Source organism: Streptococcus mitis (assembly GCF_000960005.1).
Taxonomy (GTDB): Bacteria; Bacillota; Bacilli; order Lactobacillales; family Streptococcaceae; genus Streptococcus; species Streptococcus mitis_CK.
Window position 1 is genome coordinate 1,249,913 of the sequence record NZ_JYGP01000002.1, and the last position, 17,534, is coordinate 1,267,446.

Consider the following 17,534-nt stretch of genomic DNA (forward strand, 5'->3'; position numbering starts at 1 on the left):
AGCTGACGCGGTTTGAATTAGATTTTCGCAGAGTATTAGACTTCTATTTTATCATAAACTAACTCCTTCTTACAGTCTCTTCTCGTAAAATCTTAGCGTCAAAAAGAGTCCTATCCTAGCTTGCTTGCCTAACTAATCAATAAACATCAAAAAAGACCGGTTGTCCAGCCTTTTCCCTTATATTAATCCTTTTTCAAACTTCCTGAACGAGTCTGTGTACGTGAATAAGCTAGCAAGAGAAGGGTACCTGCGATAGCTACAGTTACAGCATTAGCAATTCCCGCAACAATCCCTTGGGCAAATACTTTTTCTGCTGCTTCTTGATAAATCACAACATCTCCAAGTGGTGCCAAGACACCCCAAACAAGAGCATTTGCAACAATCTGAATGAGGTTAAAGAAGACAATATCCTTCAACTCAAAAACACCCTGTGTTACTCGAATGTATTTTCTAAAGAGTCCGACGGCTAGACCAAAGAGACCACTAGCAATAATCCAAGTCCACCAAAGACCGTAGCCAGCAAGAGAGTCCTTCACTGCATGACCAATTAAACCAACAAGTAATCCCACTAGAGGGCCAAAAATGATAGACAAGAGGCTCTGTACCGCATACTGAAGCTGGATGCTTGTATTTGGAACAGGTGTCGGAATGCTGATCATCCCAATGACAACAAAGAGCGCAGCTCCAACACCGATAGCAACAACTTGTTTAATTGATTGATTTTTCATCTATATTCTCCTATTTTATGATTCTATTTTCTTTATTTCAATGGTCCAAGATGAACCGACACCCACATTATAGGCCTTAGCAAAGGAACCTTGGTTGATAGCCAGACCTAAACGATAGAGGGAGTTGATGTAAAGGATGGGTTGCCCAATTCTCACATCTGCAAATGATTTGCCATAAACAACTTGATTTTGATAGACCAGCATATCAGCGTGATAGATAGTCACTTCAAAACGGTCACCGAATGCGGGTTCCAGCTTGTAAAATTCTTCTCGCGTGATCGAGGTCCAAAGCGAACCAAAACGCACATCCAGAACATCAATAGCTCCCTTCACCAGATGATCTTCTATGATGGTCTCTACGACTGGAAGCTCCACAATCTGATCTACACTGAGCTCTGGCCCCACTTCCTCAAAACTAATGTGACCGCTGGCTAGTTTAGCACCAGTATAAGCATAAACATCACGACCGTGGAAGGTATAAGAATGCTCTGTATTTTGACGTCTATTGGCCACTTCAGAAATCTCACGAATAGCTACAATGCCAACGTGTTTCTTGATAAAAGAAAGCGTCCCATTATCTGGCGTGACAATGTATTGATTTTTTGCAGTCTTGGCAACCACACTCTTACGTTTCGAGCCGACACCTGGATCGACCACCGATACAAATGTCGTTCCCTCAGGCCAGTAATCCACCGTCTGAAAGAGACGGTAACTCCCCTCAAAAATATTATAAGGCGTGATATCGTGCGTCAAATGATGAATTTTTAAGGTTGGAGACTCTTCTAAAGCCACTCCAATCATAGCCGATACCGCACCATCTACCAAACCAAAGTCTGATTGTAATACCAGTAAATTATTATTCATTTTATCTCCTTGTGTATCCTTTATCATACCATATTTTCTAGAAAGTAGCTAATAGCTATTTCAATTGGTTAGGGTATAGTTTTACCTTATAGCAAATTTCCTACTAAAAACTCTGGTGATTAGCTAGTAGGTGCATTTTTTCTTGAAAAAAGGTATGATAGTTACATAATGAAGAAGTAGGTTTTATTATGAAAATTATCCTTGTCGGAGGGGGAAAAGTTGGTTCTGCCCTCTGTCGCTCCTTGGTTGCAGAAAAGCATGATGTTTTGCTGATTGAGCAAGACGAATCTGTCCTCAATCATATTGTCAATCGCTTTGATATCATAGGCATCCTTGGTAACGGGGCCGATTTTACCATCCTTGAGCAAGCCAGCGTCCAGGATTGTGATATCTTTATCGCCCTGACTGAATACGATGAAGTGAACATGATTGCAGCCGTTCTAGCAAAAAAAATGGGAGCTAAAGAGACCATCGTTCGGGTGCGGAACCCTGAATATTCTAACTCTTATTTCAAGGAAAAGAATATTCTCGGTTTTTCTCTTATCGTTAATCCTGAGCTCTTGGCTGCCCGTGCTATTGCTAATATCATTGACTTCCCCAACGCCCTCTCTGTCGAACGTTTCTTTGGTGGACGGGTCAGCTTGATGGAATTCGCTGTTAAATCCTCCAGTGGTCTTTGCCAAATGCCCATTTCTGATTTTCGGAAAAAATTTGGCAATGTCATTGTCTGTGCGATAGAAAGGGAACATCAAATTATCATTCCAAGCGGTGACATGACTGTACAGGATAAAGATAGAATCTTTGTCACTGGTAACCGTGTTGACATGATGCTCTTCCATAATTATTTCAAGTCTCGTGCCGTGAAGAGTCTTCTTATTGTTGGAGCTGGTAGAATTGCCTATTATCTATTAGGTATCCTCAAAGACAGTCGTATCGATACCAAGGTTATTGAAATCAATCCTGAAATCGCCAGCTTCTTTAGCGAGAAATTCCCAAATCTCTACATCGTTCAAGGAGATGGTACCGCAAAAGATATCCTGCTGGAAGAAAGTGCTCAAAACTATGATGCCGTTGCGACTCTAACAGGAGTCGATGAGGAAAATCTGATTACCTCTATGTTCCTTGACAGGGTAGGTGTACAGAAAAATATCACCAAGGTCAATCGCACCAGTCTCCTTGAGATTATCAATGCGCCTGATTTTTCAAGTATCATCACACCTAAAAGCATCGCTGTAGATACGATTATGCACTTTATTCGTGGTCGTGTTAATGCCCAGTATTCAGACCTTCAAGCCATGCACCATCTAGCCAATGGCCAAATCGAAACCCTGCAATTCCATATCAAGGAAGCTAATAAAATGACTGCCAAACCTCTTTCTCAACTAAAACTGAAAAAAGGGATTCTTATTGCAGCTATCATTCGAAAAGGCAAGACTATTTTCCCAACAGGAGAGGATATGCTGGAAGTTGGAGACAAGCTCCTAGTAACAACTTTGTTGCCAAACATCACCAAGATTTATGACTTGATTGCGAGGTAAGAAATGAATAAAAGTATGATTCGTTACCTCCTTTCAAAATTACTTTTGATTGAAGCTGTTCTTCTTTTGGTTCCTGTAGCTGTTGCTATCTATTACCGTGAATCGAGCCAAGTCTTTACAGCCCTCTTTACAACGATTGGGATTCTCGTATTACTAGGCGGTTCAGGAATTTTACAAAAGCCAAAAAATCAACGGATTTATGCCAAGGAGGGAGTCTTGATTGTTGCCCTCTGTTGGATCCTTTGGTCCTTCTTTGGTGGTCTCCCCTTTGTCTTTGCTAGACAAATTCCCAGCGTTATCGATGCCTTTTTTGAAATCAGTTCTGGCTTTACAACTACTGGAGCAACTATTCTGAACGACGTTTCTGTTCTCAGTCGTTCCCTCCTCTTCTGGCGAAGTTTTACCCACTTAATTGGAGGGATGGGAGTGCTTGTTTTTGCACTTGCTATTATGGACAATGCCAAGAATAGCCACCTAGAAGTGATGAAGGCTGAGGTTCCTGGCCCTGTTTTTGGCAAAGTAGTATCCAAACTAAAAAACACTGCCCAGATTCTCTATCTCCTTTATCTAGCTCTCTTCTCCCTCTTTGTCATCATCTATTATCTGGCTGGCATGCCCCTATTTGATAGTTTTGTCATTGCTATGGGGACAGCAGGTACAGGAGGCTTTACCGTCTATAACGACGGGATTGCCCACTATGGCAGCTCACTGATTACCTATCTGGTTAGTATCGGAGTTCTGGTTTTTGGGGTAAATTTCAATCTCTACTACTACCTCATGCTCCGTCGCATCAAAGCCTTCTTTGGTGACGAGGAACTTCGTGCTTACTTGGTCATCGTGCTGCTTTCTACAAGCTTGATTAGCCTTAATACCCTCTATCTCTACCCAGGATTTTCCAAGAGCTTTGAAATGGCCTTCTTCCAGGTTTCCAATATCATTACAACGACTGGTTTTGGTTATGGAGATATTACTAACTGGCCCCTCTTCTCCCAATTTATCCTCCTTTTCCTCATGGGAATCGGTGGTTCTGCTGGTTCAACCGCAGGTGGACTCAAGGTTATTCGAGGCCTTATCCTTTCAAAAATTGCCAAAAATCAAATTTTGTCAATCCTATCTCCCCACCGTGTTTTGACCCTCCATGTTAATAAAACGGTGATTGATAAGGATACCCAGCATAAGATTCTCAAGTACTTTGTCATCTATGCTATGATTTTGCTTGCGCTTATCTTTATTGTCAGCCTAGATAGCAATGATTTTCTGGTCGTTACCAGTGCTGTCTTTAGCTGTTTCAATAATATAGGACCTATTCTAGGAACCACTTCTAGTTTCTCAATCTTTAGTCCTATCTCAAAAATTCTCCTCTCCTTTGCAATGATTGCAGGGCGTTTGGAGATTTACCCAATCTTACTTCTCTTTATGAAGAGAACTTGGTCTAAAAGATAAAATACAACCACACCTTGTATCTAACAAAGTGTGGTGTTTTTATTTTTAAATACTCCTCGCAACTCAACAAGTATCTTTGAATCTCGGTCAGATATTTTAGTGCCTGACTTATACTCAATGAAAATCAAAAAGCAAACTAGGAAGCTAGCCGCGGGTTGCTCAAAGCACCGCTTTGAGATTGCAGATAAAACTGACGTGCTTTGAAGAGATTTTACCCAAAAACCCTCAGTCGACTGACCGAGGGTTCCTTATTTCATTATTCAAGAACTTGATTAGCTCAACGCATCCAAGGCATCATCCATTGAAAGAACTTCGTGGAAGACACGTTGTGTCAATTCAGTTTTTTGTTCTGGAGTGAGGTATTTAGTGTTTACACAGTATCCAGAGATACGTACGATAACGTCTTCGCCTGACATGATTTTTTCGTAAACATCGTTCAAGTCCATAACGTTCAAGTTAACGTGTTGTCCACCGTTTTCGAAGTAACCATCAAGGATTGTTACCAAGTTATCAACTTGTTCGTCACGAGTCTTACCAAGAGCGCGAGGTGATACTTGTGTAGTCAATGAGATACCATCAGCTGCATAACTAAAGTCAAGGCTAGAAAGTGAGTTCAAGTTTTGCAACCATCCACCTTTAGCTTTATTAGATGGGTTAGCACCTGGTGAGAAGAATTCAAGTTTAGACAAGTTCACAGAACCATCTTCGTTGAGGTATACACCTTTGTGGACTGGTGAGTTACCAGTTTGTTTAGAGTAAGCAACGTTAGATGTGATTGTCAAAAGTGATACTGTAGCTTCAGCGTCTTTGTAAAGTTTGTGGCTACGTAGACGAGTTGTGTAAGCTTCGATCAACCATTCTGCCAATTCGTTTGAACGTGGGTCATCTTCACCCCAACGTGGGTATTCACCGATTGTTTCGTAATCATAGATGTAGCCATTTTCATCACGGATTGGTTTAACTGTAGCGTATTTGATAGCTGACAATGTATCAACAGTGTTGGCAAATCCACAGATACCGAATCCCATGTTGGCACGTTGTTTAGTTGGCAAGAATGCCATTTGAACAGCTTCGTAGTTGTACTTATCAGTCATGTAGTGAATGATGTTCAAAGCATCTACGTAAGTATCAGTCAACCAGTCAAGAGATTTTTCAAAGTTAGCTTTAACTGATTCGAATTCAAGAACTTCGTCACGGATTGGTTCGATATCAAATACTTTGTAGTCTTTGTGAACATCGTCGTAACCGCCGTTCAAACCAGTAAGAAGGGCTTTCAATACGTTTACACGCGCACCGAAGTACTGGATGTTGTGGCGTTGTTCTTCATTTTCTGGGTCAAGTGGAGACACACAGCATGAGATACAGCTCATTTCACCATATCCGTCTTTAGCCATTGTTGTTACACCTTCGTATTGGATAGAAGAGTGTTTGTGGCTCATGTGCATACAGTAGCGACGGAAGTTGTATGGCAATTTATCAGTCCAAAGAACTGTCAAGTTTGGTTCTGGAGAGTTACCGATGTTGTCAAGAGTGTTCAAGAAACGGTAGTCCATCTTAGTAACACGGTGACGACCGTCGTTACCCATACCAGCCATAGAAGTTGTGATGAAAGTTGGGTCACCTGAGTACAATTGGTCGTAAGCTTTTGTACGAGCAAATTTAACTGTACGAAGTTTCATAACGAAATCATCAACGAATTCTTGGATTTCTGATTCAGTAAATGTACCACGAGCAAGGTCACGTTCTGCAAAGATATCCAATACGATTGGTACACGTCCTAGGGATGTAGCAGCACCGTTGATAACACGGCAGACAGACATGAAGGCGATGTTAACCCATTGGATAGCTTCTTTAACGTTCATAGCTGGTTTGCGAACGTCAACTCCGTAAAGGTCACCCAAGCGAACAACTTGTTGCAATGCTTGGTATTGAAGATTGATTTCTTCACGAAGACGGATTGTTTCTTCATCGATTTCTTCGATTGCATTCCAGTCGTTTACTTTTTCTTGCATCAAGTAGTCTGCACCGTAAAGAGCAAGACGTGCGTAAACACCGATGATACGTCCACGTGAGTATGCATCTGGAAGACCAGTTACAGTGTGAGCGTGACGAGCGCGGCGGATGTTTGAAGTGTAAGCACGGAAGATACCGTCGTTAACTGTTGTTACGTATTTAGTAAAGATTTCGTGAACAGCTGGATCTGGTTCGTATCCATTTTCTTTCAAAGTAGTTTCAGCCATACGGATACCACCTTTTGGCATGAAGTTCAATTTGAAGAGTTCATCGTTTTGGATACCGAAGATAACTTCATTTTCTTTATCAATAAATCCTGCTGGAATGTCAGCAATAGATGTTGGACGAGTGTCCATTGGGAAACGAGTTTCTTCGTAGTGAGCCTTAGTTTCTTCTACAATTTTTTTGATGTGAAGTGAACGTTCTGTTGGTCCTGCGAGGAAGCTTTCGTCTCCATCGTAAGGTGTGTAGTTAGCTTGTACGAAGCGTGATACACTTGCTTTTTCTTTCCAATCTACGCCTTTGAAGCCTTCCCAAGCTTTGTCAAAAATATCTTGTGCTTCAACAACTGTCTTAACAACCATGTTAATGTCCTCTTTTTTCTTTCTAGTAACAGTCATCTGTTACATTCATGAGACAAGTATACCATACAGTAATCGTTTTCAACAAGTGGAAAATCCCTATTTTTACACTTTCTTTTCTAAAACAGTCTATATTTCGTTCCAAACTGTATTATATTTTTGAAAAAACGAAGTCCTTTTTCCTTTTTTTCAGAAAAAAGGGTATAATGAAAGAAAATAAGCAGTAAAAAGGAGCTATGCATGTTGATTTTTCCTTTGTTAAATGATTTGTCAAGAAAAATCATCCATATTGACATGGATGCCTTTTTTGCTGCGGTGGAAATCAGAGATAATCCTAAACTCAGAGGAAAACCTGTCATTATCGGCAATGACCCTCGGCAAACAGGTGGGCGTGGTGTCGTTTCCACTTGTAGCTATGAGGCGCGAGCTTTTGGTGTCCATTCAGCCATGAGCTCTAAGGAAGCCTATGAGCGTTGTCCCCAAGCCGTCTTCATCTCAGGAAATTATGAGAAATACAAATCTGTGGGACTCCAGATCCGAGCTATCTTTAAGCGTTATACAGATTTAATAGAACCCATGAGCATTGACGAAGCCTATTTGGATGTAACAGAAAATAAACTCGGTATCAAGTCAGCAGTCAAAATCGCTCGCCTCATTCAAGAGGATATTTGGCAAGAACTCCATCTAACTGCTTCTGCTGGCGTTTCCTACAACAAATTCTTAGCTAAAATGGCTAGTGATTATCAAAAACCACATGGTCTGACAGTGATTCTACCTGACCAGGCTGAGGACTTTCTCAAACAAATGGATATTTCCAAGTTTCATGGAGTAGGAAAAAAGACGGTAGAACGTCTTCATCAAATGGGCGTTTTTACCGGCGCTGATTTGCTTGAAGTCCCTGAGGTAACCCTAATAGACCGTTTTGGAAGACTGGGTTATGACCTTTATCGAAAGGCTCGTGGCATCCACAATTCACCAGTCAAATCCAATCGTATCCGTAAATCAATCGGGAAGGAGAAAACCTATGGGAAGATTCTACGTGCTGAGGAAGACATCAAAAAAGAGCTGACTCTCCTATCAGAAAGAGTCGCTCTCAATCTCAGTCAACAAGAAAAAGCTGGAAAAATTGTCATTTTGAAAATCCGCTACGAGAACTTTTCAACTCTCACTAAACGAAAAAGTCTGCCTCAAAAAACACAGGATGCTAGTCAGATAAGCCAAATAGCTCTGCAACTCTATGAAGAGTTAAGCGAAAAAGAAAGAGGTGTCCGCCTATTGGGGATTACCCTGACTGGATTTTAAAACCTTGAAGAGCTGCCCCTTCAAGGTTTTTCTTATACAAATAAACGGACAAAACTGTAAAGTAGCAAGACACTACCAAGCACGATACGGTATTTACCAAAAAGAGTAAAGTCGTGTTTTTTCACATAGCTGGTCAAGAAACGAATAGCGATCATGCTGACCGCAAAGGCGACTCCCATCGCAACCAAGAGCAAAAACAATTGCCCAAAGCTCAAGAGTTGTCCTGCTTTTATAAATTTGAAAATCTTTAATGCACTAGCTCCAAACATAACAGGAATTCCAAGATAGAAGGTAAATTCTGTCACAACTGAACGACTGGTTCCATTTAACAAACCACCAACAATCGTTGCTCCAGAACGGCTTGTCCCTGGTAAAAGGGCAAGAACTTGGAAGAGTCCGATATAGAAAGCTGTCGTATAAGGAAGCTTGTCCAACTCTGTCACACTTGGCTCTATAGCACGCGCTTTATTGCGCTTTTCCAAATAGATAAAGGCAATCCCATAGATAATCAACATGAGAGCAACTGAAACCATATTATGGAAGTGAGTATCAAACCAATCATCAAATTTAAAGACGGCAAGTAAAGGCAAAGTGGCAACCAAGACCTTCAACCACAGTCTCCAAGTCTTACGAACTTCCTGCTTGTCTTTACCCGGTTTAAAGGGATTGAGCTTATTAAAGTAAATCACCATAACCGCCAAAATCGCACCAAGCTGAATCACGACATTAAACATGGACATAAAGACTTCATTTTGATTTTGGTATTGGATAAATTCCTCTGCTAAAATCAAGTGACCTGTACTTGAAATCGGCAGCCATTCCGTAATTCCTTCAACAATCCCGAAGAAGATAGATTTTAAAATTTCAATAAGATACATAGATTACTCCTTTTTCTATCTTCCATTATAGCATATTTTTTCAGCCAGTGATAGCTCTCTTTAAAAGGCGCCGATACTGCCTCCGCCTCCGCCTCCAGAGAAGCCTCCGCCAGAACTTCCACTTCCAGAAGATACGGAGTAGGTACTTGCTGTATTTGCGACACTGGCATAATGGCTCATTTGCGCGCTTGAATGATAAAACATACTATTCCAACCATAAGCTACATATAGATTGATATCTGGATTTTCCACTTTAATCTGATGAACCTTCATCAAATGGCTGACCTTGTCCGCATAGCCAAATAAGGTCGCATAGACCAAGAGGCGATTCCAGACCACAATACTTTCCAATTCAGCCTGATCCAATCTTGCAATCTCACGCAACATATTTTCAAAACTGGTCCAGAGATAGTATACTTCTGCTCCTGCTTCATTTAGGACACCATCACGATTATCTAATCGAAGCTTCCAATAATAGAAAACAGCCAACACCAAACCTAAAAAACCAAGTATTGGCAAGGGGATGTAAAGATATCCATAAACATCCAAACTGTACAAGAACAAACCAAATCCGATAAATAGGGGCAAGATAGTCAAGACCCCCATACCCACTTGCAAGGCCTTTTCCCCACCAGTTAAAGGACGATAATAATCTGGGAGCCCCCAGAAGGAAATTCGTTTTCTCACTCCTTCTTGCATCTGGTTCAATACTTCTTCAAAAGAAGATTTGAGCTGACGCCCCTTTGCTTGAATCCGTTTTTCATCAGAAGCTTTGGCTCTACGATAAAGACTATCAGATACCTTGTAATCCGCAAACAAATTGGAAAGAGTTTCTTCTTTTTTGCCTGAAAAAGCCAGATTTAGACAGTCTTTCTCAAAACTTGACAAACCATCTTCTTTTACTAGCCTCAAACCAACTGCATCTCCTTCTGAAATGATAGAGACATTCCCACGGTCTATCACATCTAGCAAGGTAGCTTGAATAAGTTGGTCAAAGGTGAATTTTCCAGCTCCCTTGACCAAGGGACTCACTTCCTCCAAGGAGGTCGAGTAGACTGCCTCTGATAAAACCATAGGCTCTAATTCCATTGGTGGTTCATAGATACGATGATTTTTGGCATATTTGACCGAAGGAGTGGTCTTTCTTCTATAAATAAAATAAAAGCAAATACTCAATAACAAGGAGATAGAAAGTATCGAAGGGAAGACCCAATTAACGAGTTGTTTACTTTGCTCTTTTTCTTTAAAAATCGAGTCTTCTATCTTATTAAACTCTTCTAAACGATTCCCTTTCAATCCCTGATCCCTAGCGCTAGCAAAATCGGTCCGAGGCCAATAGGCATGTAACTCAACTCCACGTTTAGCCGGAAGATTGTCTAAACGGATAGTATAATCAAGGTTACTCTTTTCAACCGTTCCCTCTCTAAAAAGTTTCCCTGTATGGAAAAAGAGTTTTTCAGCCCCCTTGTCTCCCCTTACATGAAATTCAAACTTCCCAATAGCCCCTGAACTATCTGTCAGAGGTTGCCAATTTAATTCAGCGATATCATCATAAAGGAAAAGCAAATTCTTTAAGTTCCAGATAAGGTCAATTTCAACTGTGTCGCCTTCCTGGCCTGGATTATAGACTTTAACAGTATAACCATCTGCTCCTTCTATCACTTCGCTAGTAACGTCTGCTAGTTCAGCACCATTTTTCGCAGCCTGAACCTTTGGATGAGGATCAATGTCAAATCCACTAGGCATCTTGCCTGCACGTCCAAGTCCCACGATTTGACCCTTAAAGTCCTCCTCAAACTGGTAAACTATCTTCTGTCTAAATTCTGCTGTATTGTCTGCATGAATATACAAATCACCTTGATAAGAGTTTATCTTGAAATCAATGGCAAAAACAGAGAATGGCAGAAGACAAAACAAGCCTAACACCAGTAAGAAAAAAGTTTTTTTCATCAACTAAGCCCCCTTTTTATCTTTGCTATCATTATATCATTTTTTCACAAGTAAGGGCTTACCTATATTGAAAAATAGATTTTTTTTCGATAAAATAGGAGGCAGTTATTTTTTAATAGATTAGAAATAGGAGAAATCATGAGAAAAATATACTTATCTATTTTCACAAGTCTCTTGCTGATGCTGGGACTTGTCAATGTTGCCCAAGCCGATGAATATTTACGCATCGGGATGGAAGCAGCATATGCTCCCTTTAACTGGACTCAGGACGATGATAGCAATGGAGCTGTCAAAATCGATGGGACTAACCAGTATGCTAACGGATACGATGTTCAAATCGCCAAGAAAATCGCTAAGGACTTAGGTAAAGAACCTTTAGTTGTTAAAACCAAGTGGGAAGGTCTAGTCCCTGCCCTTACTTCTGGTAAGATTGACATGATTATCGCAGGTATGAGTCCAACTGCCGAACGCAAACAAGAAATTGCCTTTTCAAGCAGCTACTACACTAGCGAACCAGTTTTGCTTGTCAAAAAAGATTCTGCCTACGCAAGTGCTAAATCTTTGGATGACTTTAACGGTGCGAAAATCACTTCTCAACAAGGTGTCTACCTTTATGACTTGATTGGTCAAATCCCAGGCGCTAAAAAAGAAACTGCCATGGGAGACTTCGCTCAAATGCGCCAAGCACTTGAAGCTGGTGTTATCGATGCTTATGTTTCTGAACGACCAGAAGCTCTGACTGCTGAAGCTGCTAACTCTAAGTTCAAGATGGTTCAAGTAGAACCAGGTTTCAAAACTGGGGAAGAAGATACGGCTATTGCCATTGGACTTCGTAAAGATGACAATCGTATTAGTCAAATCAATACCAGCATTGAAACCATTTCAAAAGACGACCAAGTTGCCTTGATGGATCGTATGATCAAAGAGCAACCTGCCGAAGCTACAACAACTGAAGAGACTAGCAGTAGTTTCTTTAGCCAAGTCGCTAAAATTCTTTCTGAAAACTGGCAACAACTCTTGCGTGGTGCTGGTATCACTCTTTTAATCTCTATCGTCGGAACCATCATAGGTCTCATTATCGGTCTTGCCATCGGTGTTTTCCGTACTGCTCCTCTCTCTGAAAACAAAGCCATTTACGGCCTACAAAAACTAGTCGGCTGGATTCTCAATGTCTACATTGAAATTTTCCGTGGTACACCTATGATCGTTCAATCGATGGTTATCTACTATGGAACTGCCCAAGCTTTCGGGATCAACCTTGACCGCACACTAGCTGCTATCTTCATCGTTTCGATCAACACCGGTGCCTACATGACCGAAATCGTTCGTGGTGGTATCCTAGCAGTTGACAAGGGACAATTTGAAGCCGCAACTGCACTCGGTATGACTCATAACCAAACCATGCGTAAGATTGTCCTACCTCAGGTAGTCCGTAACATCCTACCAGCAACTGGTAATGAATTTGTCATCAATATCAAAGATACATCTGTATTGAACGTTATCTCTGTTGTCGAACTTTATTTCTCAGGAAATACCGTAGCAACTCAAACCTATCAATACTTCCAGACATTTACAATCATCGCCGTGATTTACTTTGTCCTCACCTTCACCGTAACACGTATCCTACGCTTCATCGAACGCCGCATGGACATGGATACCTATACTACAGGTGCTAACCAAATGCAAACGGAGGATTTGAAATAATGACACAAGCAATCCTTGAAATTAAACACCTCAAAAAATCCTATGGTCAAAATGAAGTGCTAAAAGACATTTCACTCACTGTCCACAAGGGAGAGGTTATCTCTATCATCGGAAGCTCTGGAAGCGGGAAATCAACCTTCCTACGCTCTATTAACTTACTTGAAACACCAACTGATGGACAAATCCTTTATCATGGACAAAACGTCCTCGAAAAAGGCTATGACCTCACGCAATACCGTGAAAAGTTGGGGATGGTGTTCCAATCCTTTAACCTCTTTGAAAATCTCAACGTTCTCGAAAACACAATTGTCGCTCAGACGACTGTCCTTAAACGCGAACGTACAGAAGCTGAAAAGATTGCCAAAGAAAACCTTGAAAAGGTCGGCATGGGAGAACGCTACTGGCAAGCGAAACCAAAACAACTCTCAGGGGGGCAAAAACAACGTGTGGCCATCGCTCGTGCCCTTTCAATGAATCCTGACGCAATTCTCTTTGATGAACCAACATCAGCTCTCGATCCAGAAATGGTTGGAGAAGTCCTCAAAATCATGCAAGATCTGGCTCAGGAAGGCTTGACTATGATTGTCGTAACCCACGAAATGGAATTCGCCCGTGACGTCTCTCACCGTGTTATCTTTATGGATAAGGGTGTGATTGCTGAAGAAGGCAAACCAGAAGACCTCTTCACTAATCCTAAAGAAGACCGTACAAAAGAATTCCTTCAACGTTATCTCATACTCAATGAAAATCAAAGAGCAAACTAGGAAGCTAGCCGCAGGCTGTACTTGAGTACGGCAAGGTGAAGCTGACGTGGTTTGAATTTGATTTTCGAAGAGTATCAAATAAAAAGAAAAGGCTGCAGCAATTGTGCAGTCTTTTTGTTATCCTATAAATGAAAAGGCAGACCTTATTCAAGAATCCGCCATTATCCAAAGATTAATCTTCAAATTTTTCATGATTTTTTTCATAGAAATCAATTAAACCTAGAGCCGTTTCAAACGAAATATTTTTTACTTTTGCACGCCCCTGCGCTAGAGCAATGATAGACATTTCACGCGCATTCGTTTCTTTAGAGATACGGTAGCCTGTGATTTTCTTATCACGAACCCAGCCAACAACTGATTCTACTTTTTCAAAGTTTGACTTAGCCATGTCTTTCTCCTATTTTCTTATTTACGATATTTAATTGTATACGCTTTTATGCTTTTTGTCAATAAAAAAACATATATTCAATAAAATAAACGCCCTTATTTTTACTTGCTATCTTATTAAAGCTTATAATATATAGGTTTTTCATTGTCGAAAACAATTTTTATAGTTCTTTAAAACAACTGTATTATTAAATCTTATTTATGTAATAATATTCGTATTTGACAGATGCTGATTCTCGATAATCTAGACATATTTTAATCTTATTTCATATTATTTATTCCACTGTAAAACAAAAAAATTTGACAAAATAATCTTCTGCTCTAAACCATTTCTAACGAGTATTTTTCTCCTTTTAGACTTTTTCATGTCTGCACCAGCATTCAATCATTTGGTCAACTGTACCAGTTATTTACTTTATCAAGTTTACTTTTTATTTCTCCTACCCATTAAAATACGAATAGCTAGGAAACAATAGTATCCTATCTTCCAACATTTTCCACTGTTTTTATCTTCTTAGTATCTTATCACTCTTCTCAGTAACCTCAGTATAAGACATCTCATTAGTATTGATTATTTCTTCTAATTCCTATTATATTTAGAAAAATTTCAGATTAGCTATATATAAAATAGTAGATTCCAAAAACTCCTTACATATAACAAGTAATTTTACTCCCTTACTATAAACTGAACCAAAAAAACATAGGTACTATAATGAATTATGATAGAAATAGCGTAATCGATTTCCTAAGTCCATAGGAATCGCCCCCTTTCTTCATCTTCATTATAGCACCTATACATCAATTGTGCAAATAATATGATATTTTTTTATTAGTCCTCAGACAAGCATATTATAGAGCGTTTCGTTACCATTTAAGTTAATATAAGCTGGATCAAAACCTTCCATTCGACGAATCAAGCCTGCATAATCATGCTTATCTGCTAAGGCAATCCCAATTAATACTGGGCCTGTCCCTTTGCTAGCTCGTTTGATATACTCAAAACGTGTGATATCATCATTGGGTCCCAGGATATCATTTACAAATTCACGCAAAGCTCCTGGACGCTGTGGGAAATTGACCACAAAGTAATGCTTGATCCCATCATAAATCAAGGCACGTTCTTCCATTTCTGGCATACGGTTGATATCATTATTTCCTCCAGAAATGATACAACAAATGGTTTTCCCTTTGATATATTCAGCCAAAACCTCTAAAGAAGCGATACTAGCCGCTCCAGCAGGCTCAGCTACAATCCCTTGCTTAGAGTAGAGGTCAATCAAGGTTTCAGAAATCAATCCCTCATCGACACCTACCAAAGTTTGAACATGTTGGCGAGTTGCATCATAGGTCAATTGACCTACCTTTTGCACAGCAATCCCATCCGCAAATTTGTCAATTTCTTTGAGTTTAACAGGTCCACCAGCTTCAAAAGCAGCCTTCATGGAACGTGCTCCATTAGCCTCTACCCCAATGACTTCAATTTCTGGACTTGTTTCCTTGATATAGGTAGAAACCCCAGCAATGAGACCACCGCCGCCAACAGGGACCAAAACAGCATCAAAATCAATCGATTCTTTTCGAGCCTCTTCTAAAATCTCATAAGCAACTGTCCCTTGACCTGCCTGCACATGAGCATCATCAAAGGGATCAATAAAGGTACGATTTTCAGAAACTGTAAATTCTTGAGCTGCTTTAGCAGAAGCATCAAAGGTATCTCCAACTAGTTTAATGGTTACGAAGTCCCCACCAAAAAAGCGAACTTGACCAATCTTTTGTTGCGGAGTAGTAATTGGCATAAAGATAGTAGCAGGAATCTTCATTTCATTACAAGTATAGGCAACTCCCTGCGCATGATTTCCCGCAGAGGCACAGACTACCCCTCGCTCACGCTCTTCCTTGCTGAGCTGAGAAATAGCATAATAGGCACCACGAATTTTAAAAGAACGAACACGTTGAGCATTTTCCTTTTTCAAATAAATCTTAGCACCATACTTCTCCGATAAATAATGGTCGTAATCCAGTGGGGTATTCACAACCACACCGTTCAAGACTTTATGAGCCTTGATGATATCTTTTGAACTTAACATCAATTTCTCCTAGACTATTTCAAACTTATCGTAATCCATCTTTTAAAAAGAGATGAATTGATTATAAAAGCGAGTTAGTCCCCCAACTCGCCTTCACCTTAATTTCTATCAATTAGTTATAGATTTTGAATGCATCATCGTCGTTTTTACCAACGAATGGCATTGCTTTACGCAATTCTGCACCAACTTTTTCAATTTCAAGGTTAGCTGCTTGTTCTCGGTAAGCAGTCAATTTTGGACGTCCAGCTTTATAGTCATTTACAAAGTCATTTGCAAATTTACCATTTTGGATGTCTGCCAAGACAGCTTTCATATTTTCTTTAACTTGCTCAGTGATTACACGTGGACCTGATACATAGTCACCGTATTCAGCAGTGTTTGAAATTGATTGACGCATTTTCTTAAATCCACCTTCATAGATCAAGTCAACGATCAATTTCATTTCGTGAAGAACTTCAAAGTAAGCCAATTCTGGGGCGTAGCCTGCTTCTGTCAAGACTTCGAAACCAGCTTCGATAAGGGCAGTCAAACCACCGCAAAGTACAGCTTGTTCACCAAACAAATCTTCTTCAGTTTCTTCTTTGTAAGTTGTTTCAAGAAGACCTACACGTGCTGCTCCAACACCTTTACACCAGTCCATAGCAATGTTTTTCGCATTTCCTGTTGCATCTTGGTATACTGCGTAAAGAGCTGGAACACCAAATCCTTCTTCATAAGTACGACGTACCAAGTGTCCTGGTCCTTTAGGAGCACACATGAAGACATCTACATCTGCAGGTACTTTGATAAATTCAAAGTGGATGTTGAAACCGTGAGCAAATCCAACTGCATTTCCAGCTTCCAAGTTTGGAGCGATTTCTGCTTCGTACAATTCTTGTTGGATTTCGTCTGGTGCCAAAATCATGATAACATTAGCCAATTTAGTAGCTTCTGCTACTGTATAAGTGTCAAATCCGTCTTCTTTTGCTTTGTCAAAAGATTTACCTGGACGTACACCGATGATGACATCGCGACCTGAATCACGCAAGTTTTGAGCATGCGCATGTCCTTGTGAACCATAACCGATAACGGCGATTTTTTTACCGTCAAGTGCTGCTACTTTAACATCTTTTTCGTATTCCATTTGAACTGCCATAGTTTTTTCTCTCTTTTCTATTATTTATTGCCTTTTAGGCTGGTTTAACAAATTTAAAATATTTTTATACTCAATGAAAATCAAAGAGCAAATTAGGAAGCTAGCCGCAGGCTGTACTTGTGTACGGCAAGGCAAAGCTGACGTGATTTGAATTTGATTT

13 protein-coding genes are annotated in these 17,534 nt (G+C 40.2%); 5 read left to right on the forward strand and 8 right to left on the reverse strand.

Translation table 11 applies throughout. The features are described 5' to 3' along the window. Positions 1–182 precede the first annotated feature (182 nt). Both TZ90_RS07365 and TZ90_RS07370 read right to left on the reverse strand, forming a co-directional pair. Entirely contained in the window at positions 183–728 is a 546-nt protein-coding gene (locus TZ90_RS07365; RefSeq protein ID WP_033689391.1) for an ECF-type riboflavin transporter substrate-binding protein, read from the reverse strand. Positions 729–743: 15 nt separating this feature from the next. Continuing rightward, on the reverse strand, positions 744–1,592 hold the full coding sequence (locus TZ90_RS07370; RefSeq protein WP_045612295.1) for an SAM hydrolase/SAM-dependent halogenase family protein: 849 nt from the start codon (positions 1,590–1,592) through the stop codon (positions 744–746). A gap of 188 nt (positions 1,593–1,780) precedes the next feature. Here TZ90_RS07370 and trkA point away from each other — a divergent pair, with 188 nt between their 5' ends. Together trkA and TZ90_RS07380 are read left to right on the forward strand one after the other, a co-directional pair. Next, positions 1,781–3,130 (forward strand): Trk system potassium transporter TrkA, encoded by a 1,350-nt coding sequence (gene trkA, locus TZ90_RS07375; protein ID WP_045612297.1) that lies wholly within the window; start codon positions 1,781–1,783, stop codon positions 3,128–3,130. Positions 3,131–3,133: 3 nt separating this feature from the next. Beyond that, the gene (locus TZ90_RS07380; protein ID WP_045612298.1) at positions 3,134–4,573 is read left to right on the forward strand and encodes a TrkH family potassium uptake protein; all 1,440 of its coding nucleotides are present in this window, start codon (positions 3,134–3,136) and stop codon (positions 4,571–4,573) included. Positions 4,574–4,845: 272 nt separating this feature from the next. Here the strand turns inward: TZ90_RS07380 and pflB are convergent, their stop codons facing one another. Continuing rightward, positions 4,846–7,170 carry a formate C-acetyltransferase gene (gene pflB / locus TZ90_RS07385; protein WP_000260631.1) on the reverse strand — a complete coding sequence of 775 codons (2,325 nt, stop codon included), beginning with the start codon at positions 7,168–7,170 and terminating at the stop codon, positions 4,846–4,848. A gap of 237 nt (positions 7,171–7,407) precedes the next feature. On the opposite strand from pflB, the gene dinB reads away from it, so the two are divergent. After that, the gene (gene dinB / locus TZ90_RS07390) at positions 7,408–8,469 is read left to right on the forward strand and encodes a DNA polymerase IV (RefSeq protein ID WP_045612299.1); all 1,062 of its coding nucleotides are present in this window, start codon (positions 7,408–7,410) and stop codon (positions 8,467–8,469) included. A 32-nt stretch (positions 8,470–8,501) separates the two neighbouring features. Here the strand turns inward: dinB and TZ90_RS07395 are convergent, their stop codons facing one another. Both TZ90_RS07395 and TZ90_RS07400 read right to left on the reverse strand, forming a co-directional pair. Continuing rightward, a complete protein-coding gene (locus TZ90_RS07395) occupies positions 8,502–9,347 on the reverse strand; it encodes an undecaprenyl-diphosphate phosphatase (RefSeq protein WP_045612300.1) in 846 nt (281 codons plus the stop codon). Positions 9,348–9,407: 60 nt separating this feature from the next. Beyond that, a complete protein-coding gene (locus TZ90_RS07400) occupies positions 9,408–11,297 on the reverse strand; it encodes a DUF2207 domain-containing protein (protein ID WP_045612302.1) in 1,890 nt (629 codons plus the stop codon). 138 nt (positions 11,298–11,435) lie between these two features. Between TZ90_RS07400 and TZ90_RS07405 the strand changes: the two genes are divergently transcribed. Beyond that, entirely contained in the window at positions 11,436–13,001 is a 1,566-nt protein-coding gene (locus TZ90_RS07405) for an ABC transporter substrate-binding protein/permease (RefSeq protein WP_045612303.1), read from the forward strand. Beyond that, complete coding sequence (locus TZ90_RS07410) at positions 13,001–13,765, forward strand: amino acid ABC transporter ATP-binding protein (protein WP_000189476.1); 765 nt, start codon at positions 13,001–13,003, stop codon at positions 13,763–13,765. Before TZ90_RS07405 ends, TZ90_RS07410 begins: the two co-directional genes overlap by 1 nt. 172 nt (positions 13,766–13,937) lie before the next feature. On the opposite strand, the gene TZ90_RS07415 is transcribed toward TZ90_RS07410, so the two are convergent. The 3 genes from TZ90_RS07415 to ilvC all read right to left on the reverse strand — a co-directional run bounded on the left by TZ90_RS07415 (position 13,938) and on the right by ilvC (position 17,374). Next, positions 13,938–14,153 (reverse strand): capsule biosynthesis transcriptional regulator, encoded by a 216-nt coding sequence (locus tag TZ90_RS07415; protein WP_001130036.1) that lies wholly within the window; start codon positions 14,151–14,153, stop codon positions 13,938–13,940. 835 nt (positions 14,154–14,988) lie between these two features. Continuing rightward, positions 14,989–16,239, reverse strand: coding sequence for a threonine ammonia-lyase IlvA (ilvA, locus tag TZ90_RS07420; RefSeq protein WP_045612305.1), 1,251 nt, complete (start codon positions 16,237–16,239; stop codon positions 14,989–14,991). 112 nt (positions 16,240–16,351) lie between these two features. Beyond that, on the reverse strand, positions 16,352–17,374 hold the full coding sequence (gene ilvC / locus TZ90_RS07425) for a ketol-acid reductoisomerase (RefSeq protein WP_045612306.1): 1,023 nt from the start codon (positions 17,372–17,374) through the stop codon (positions 16,352–16,354). Between the last annotated feature and the right edge of the window lie 160 nt (positions 17,375–17,534).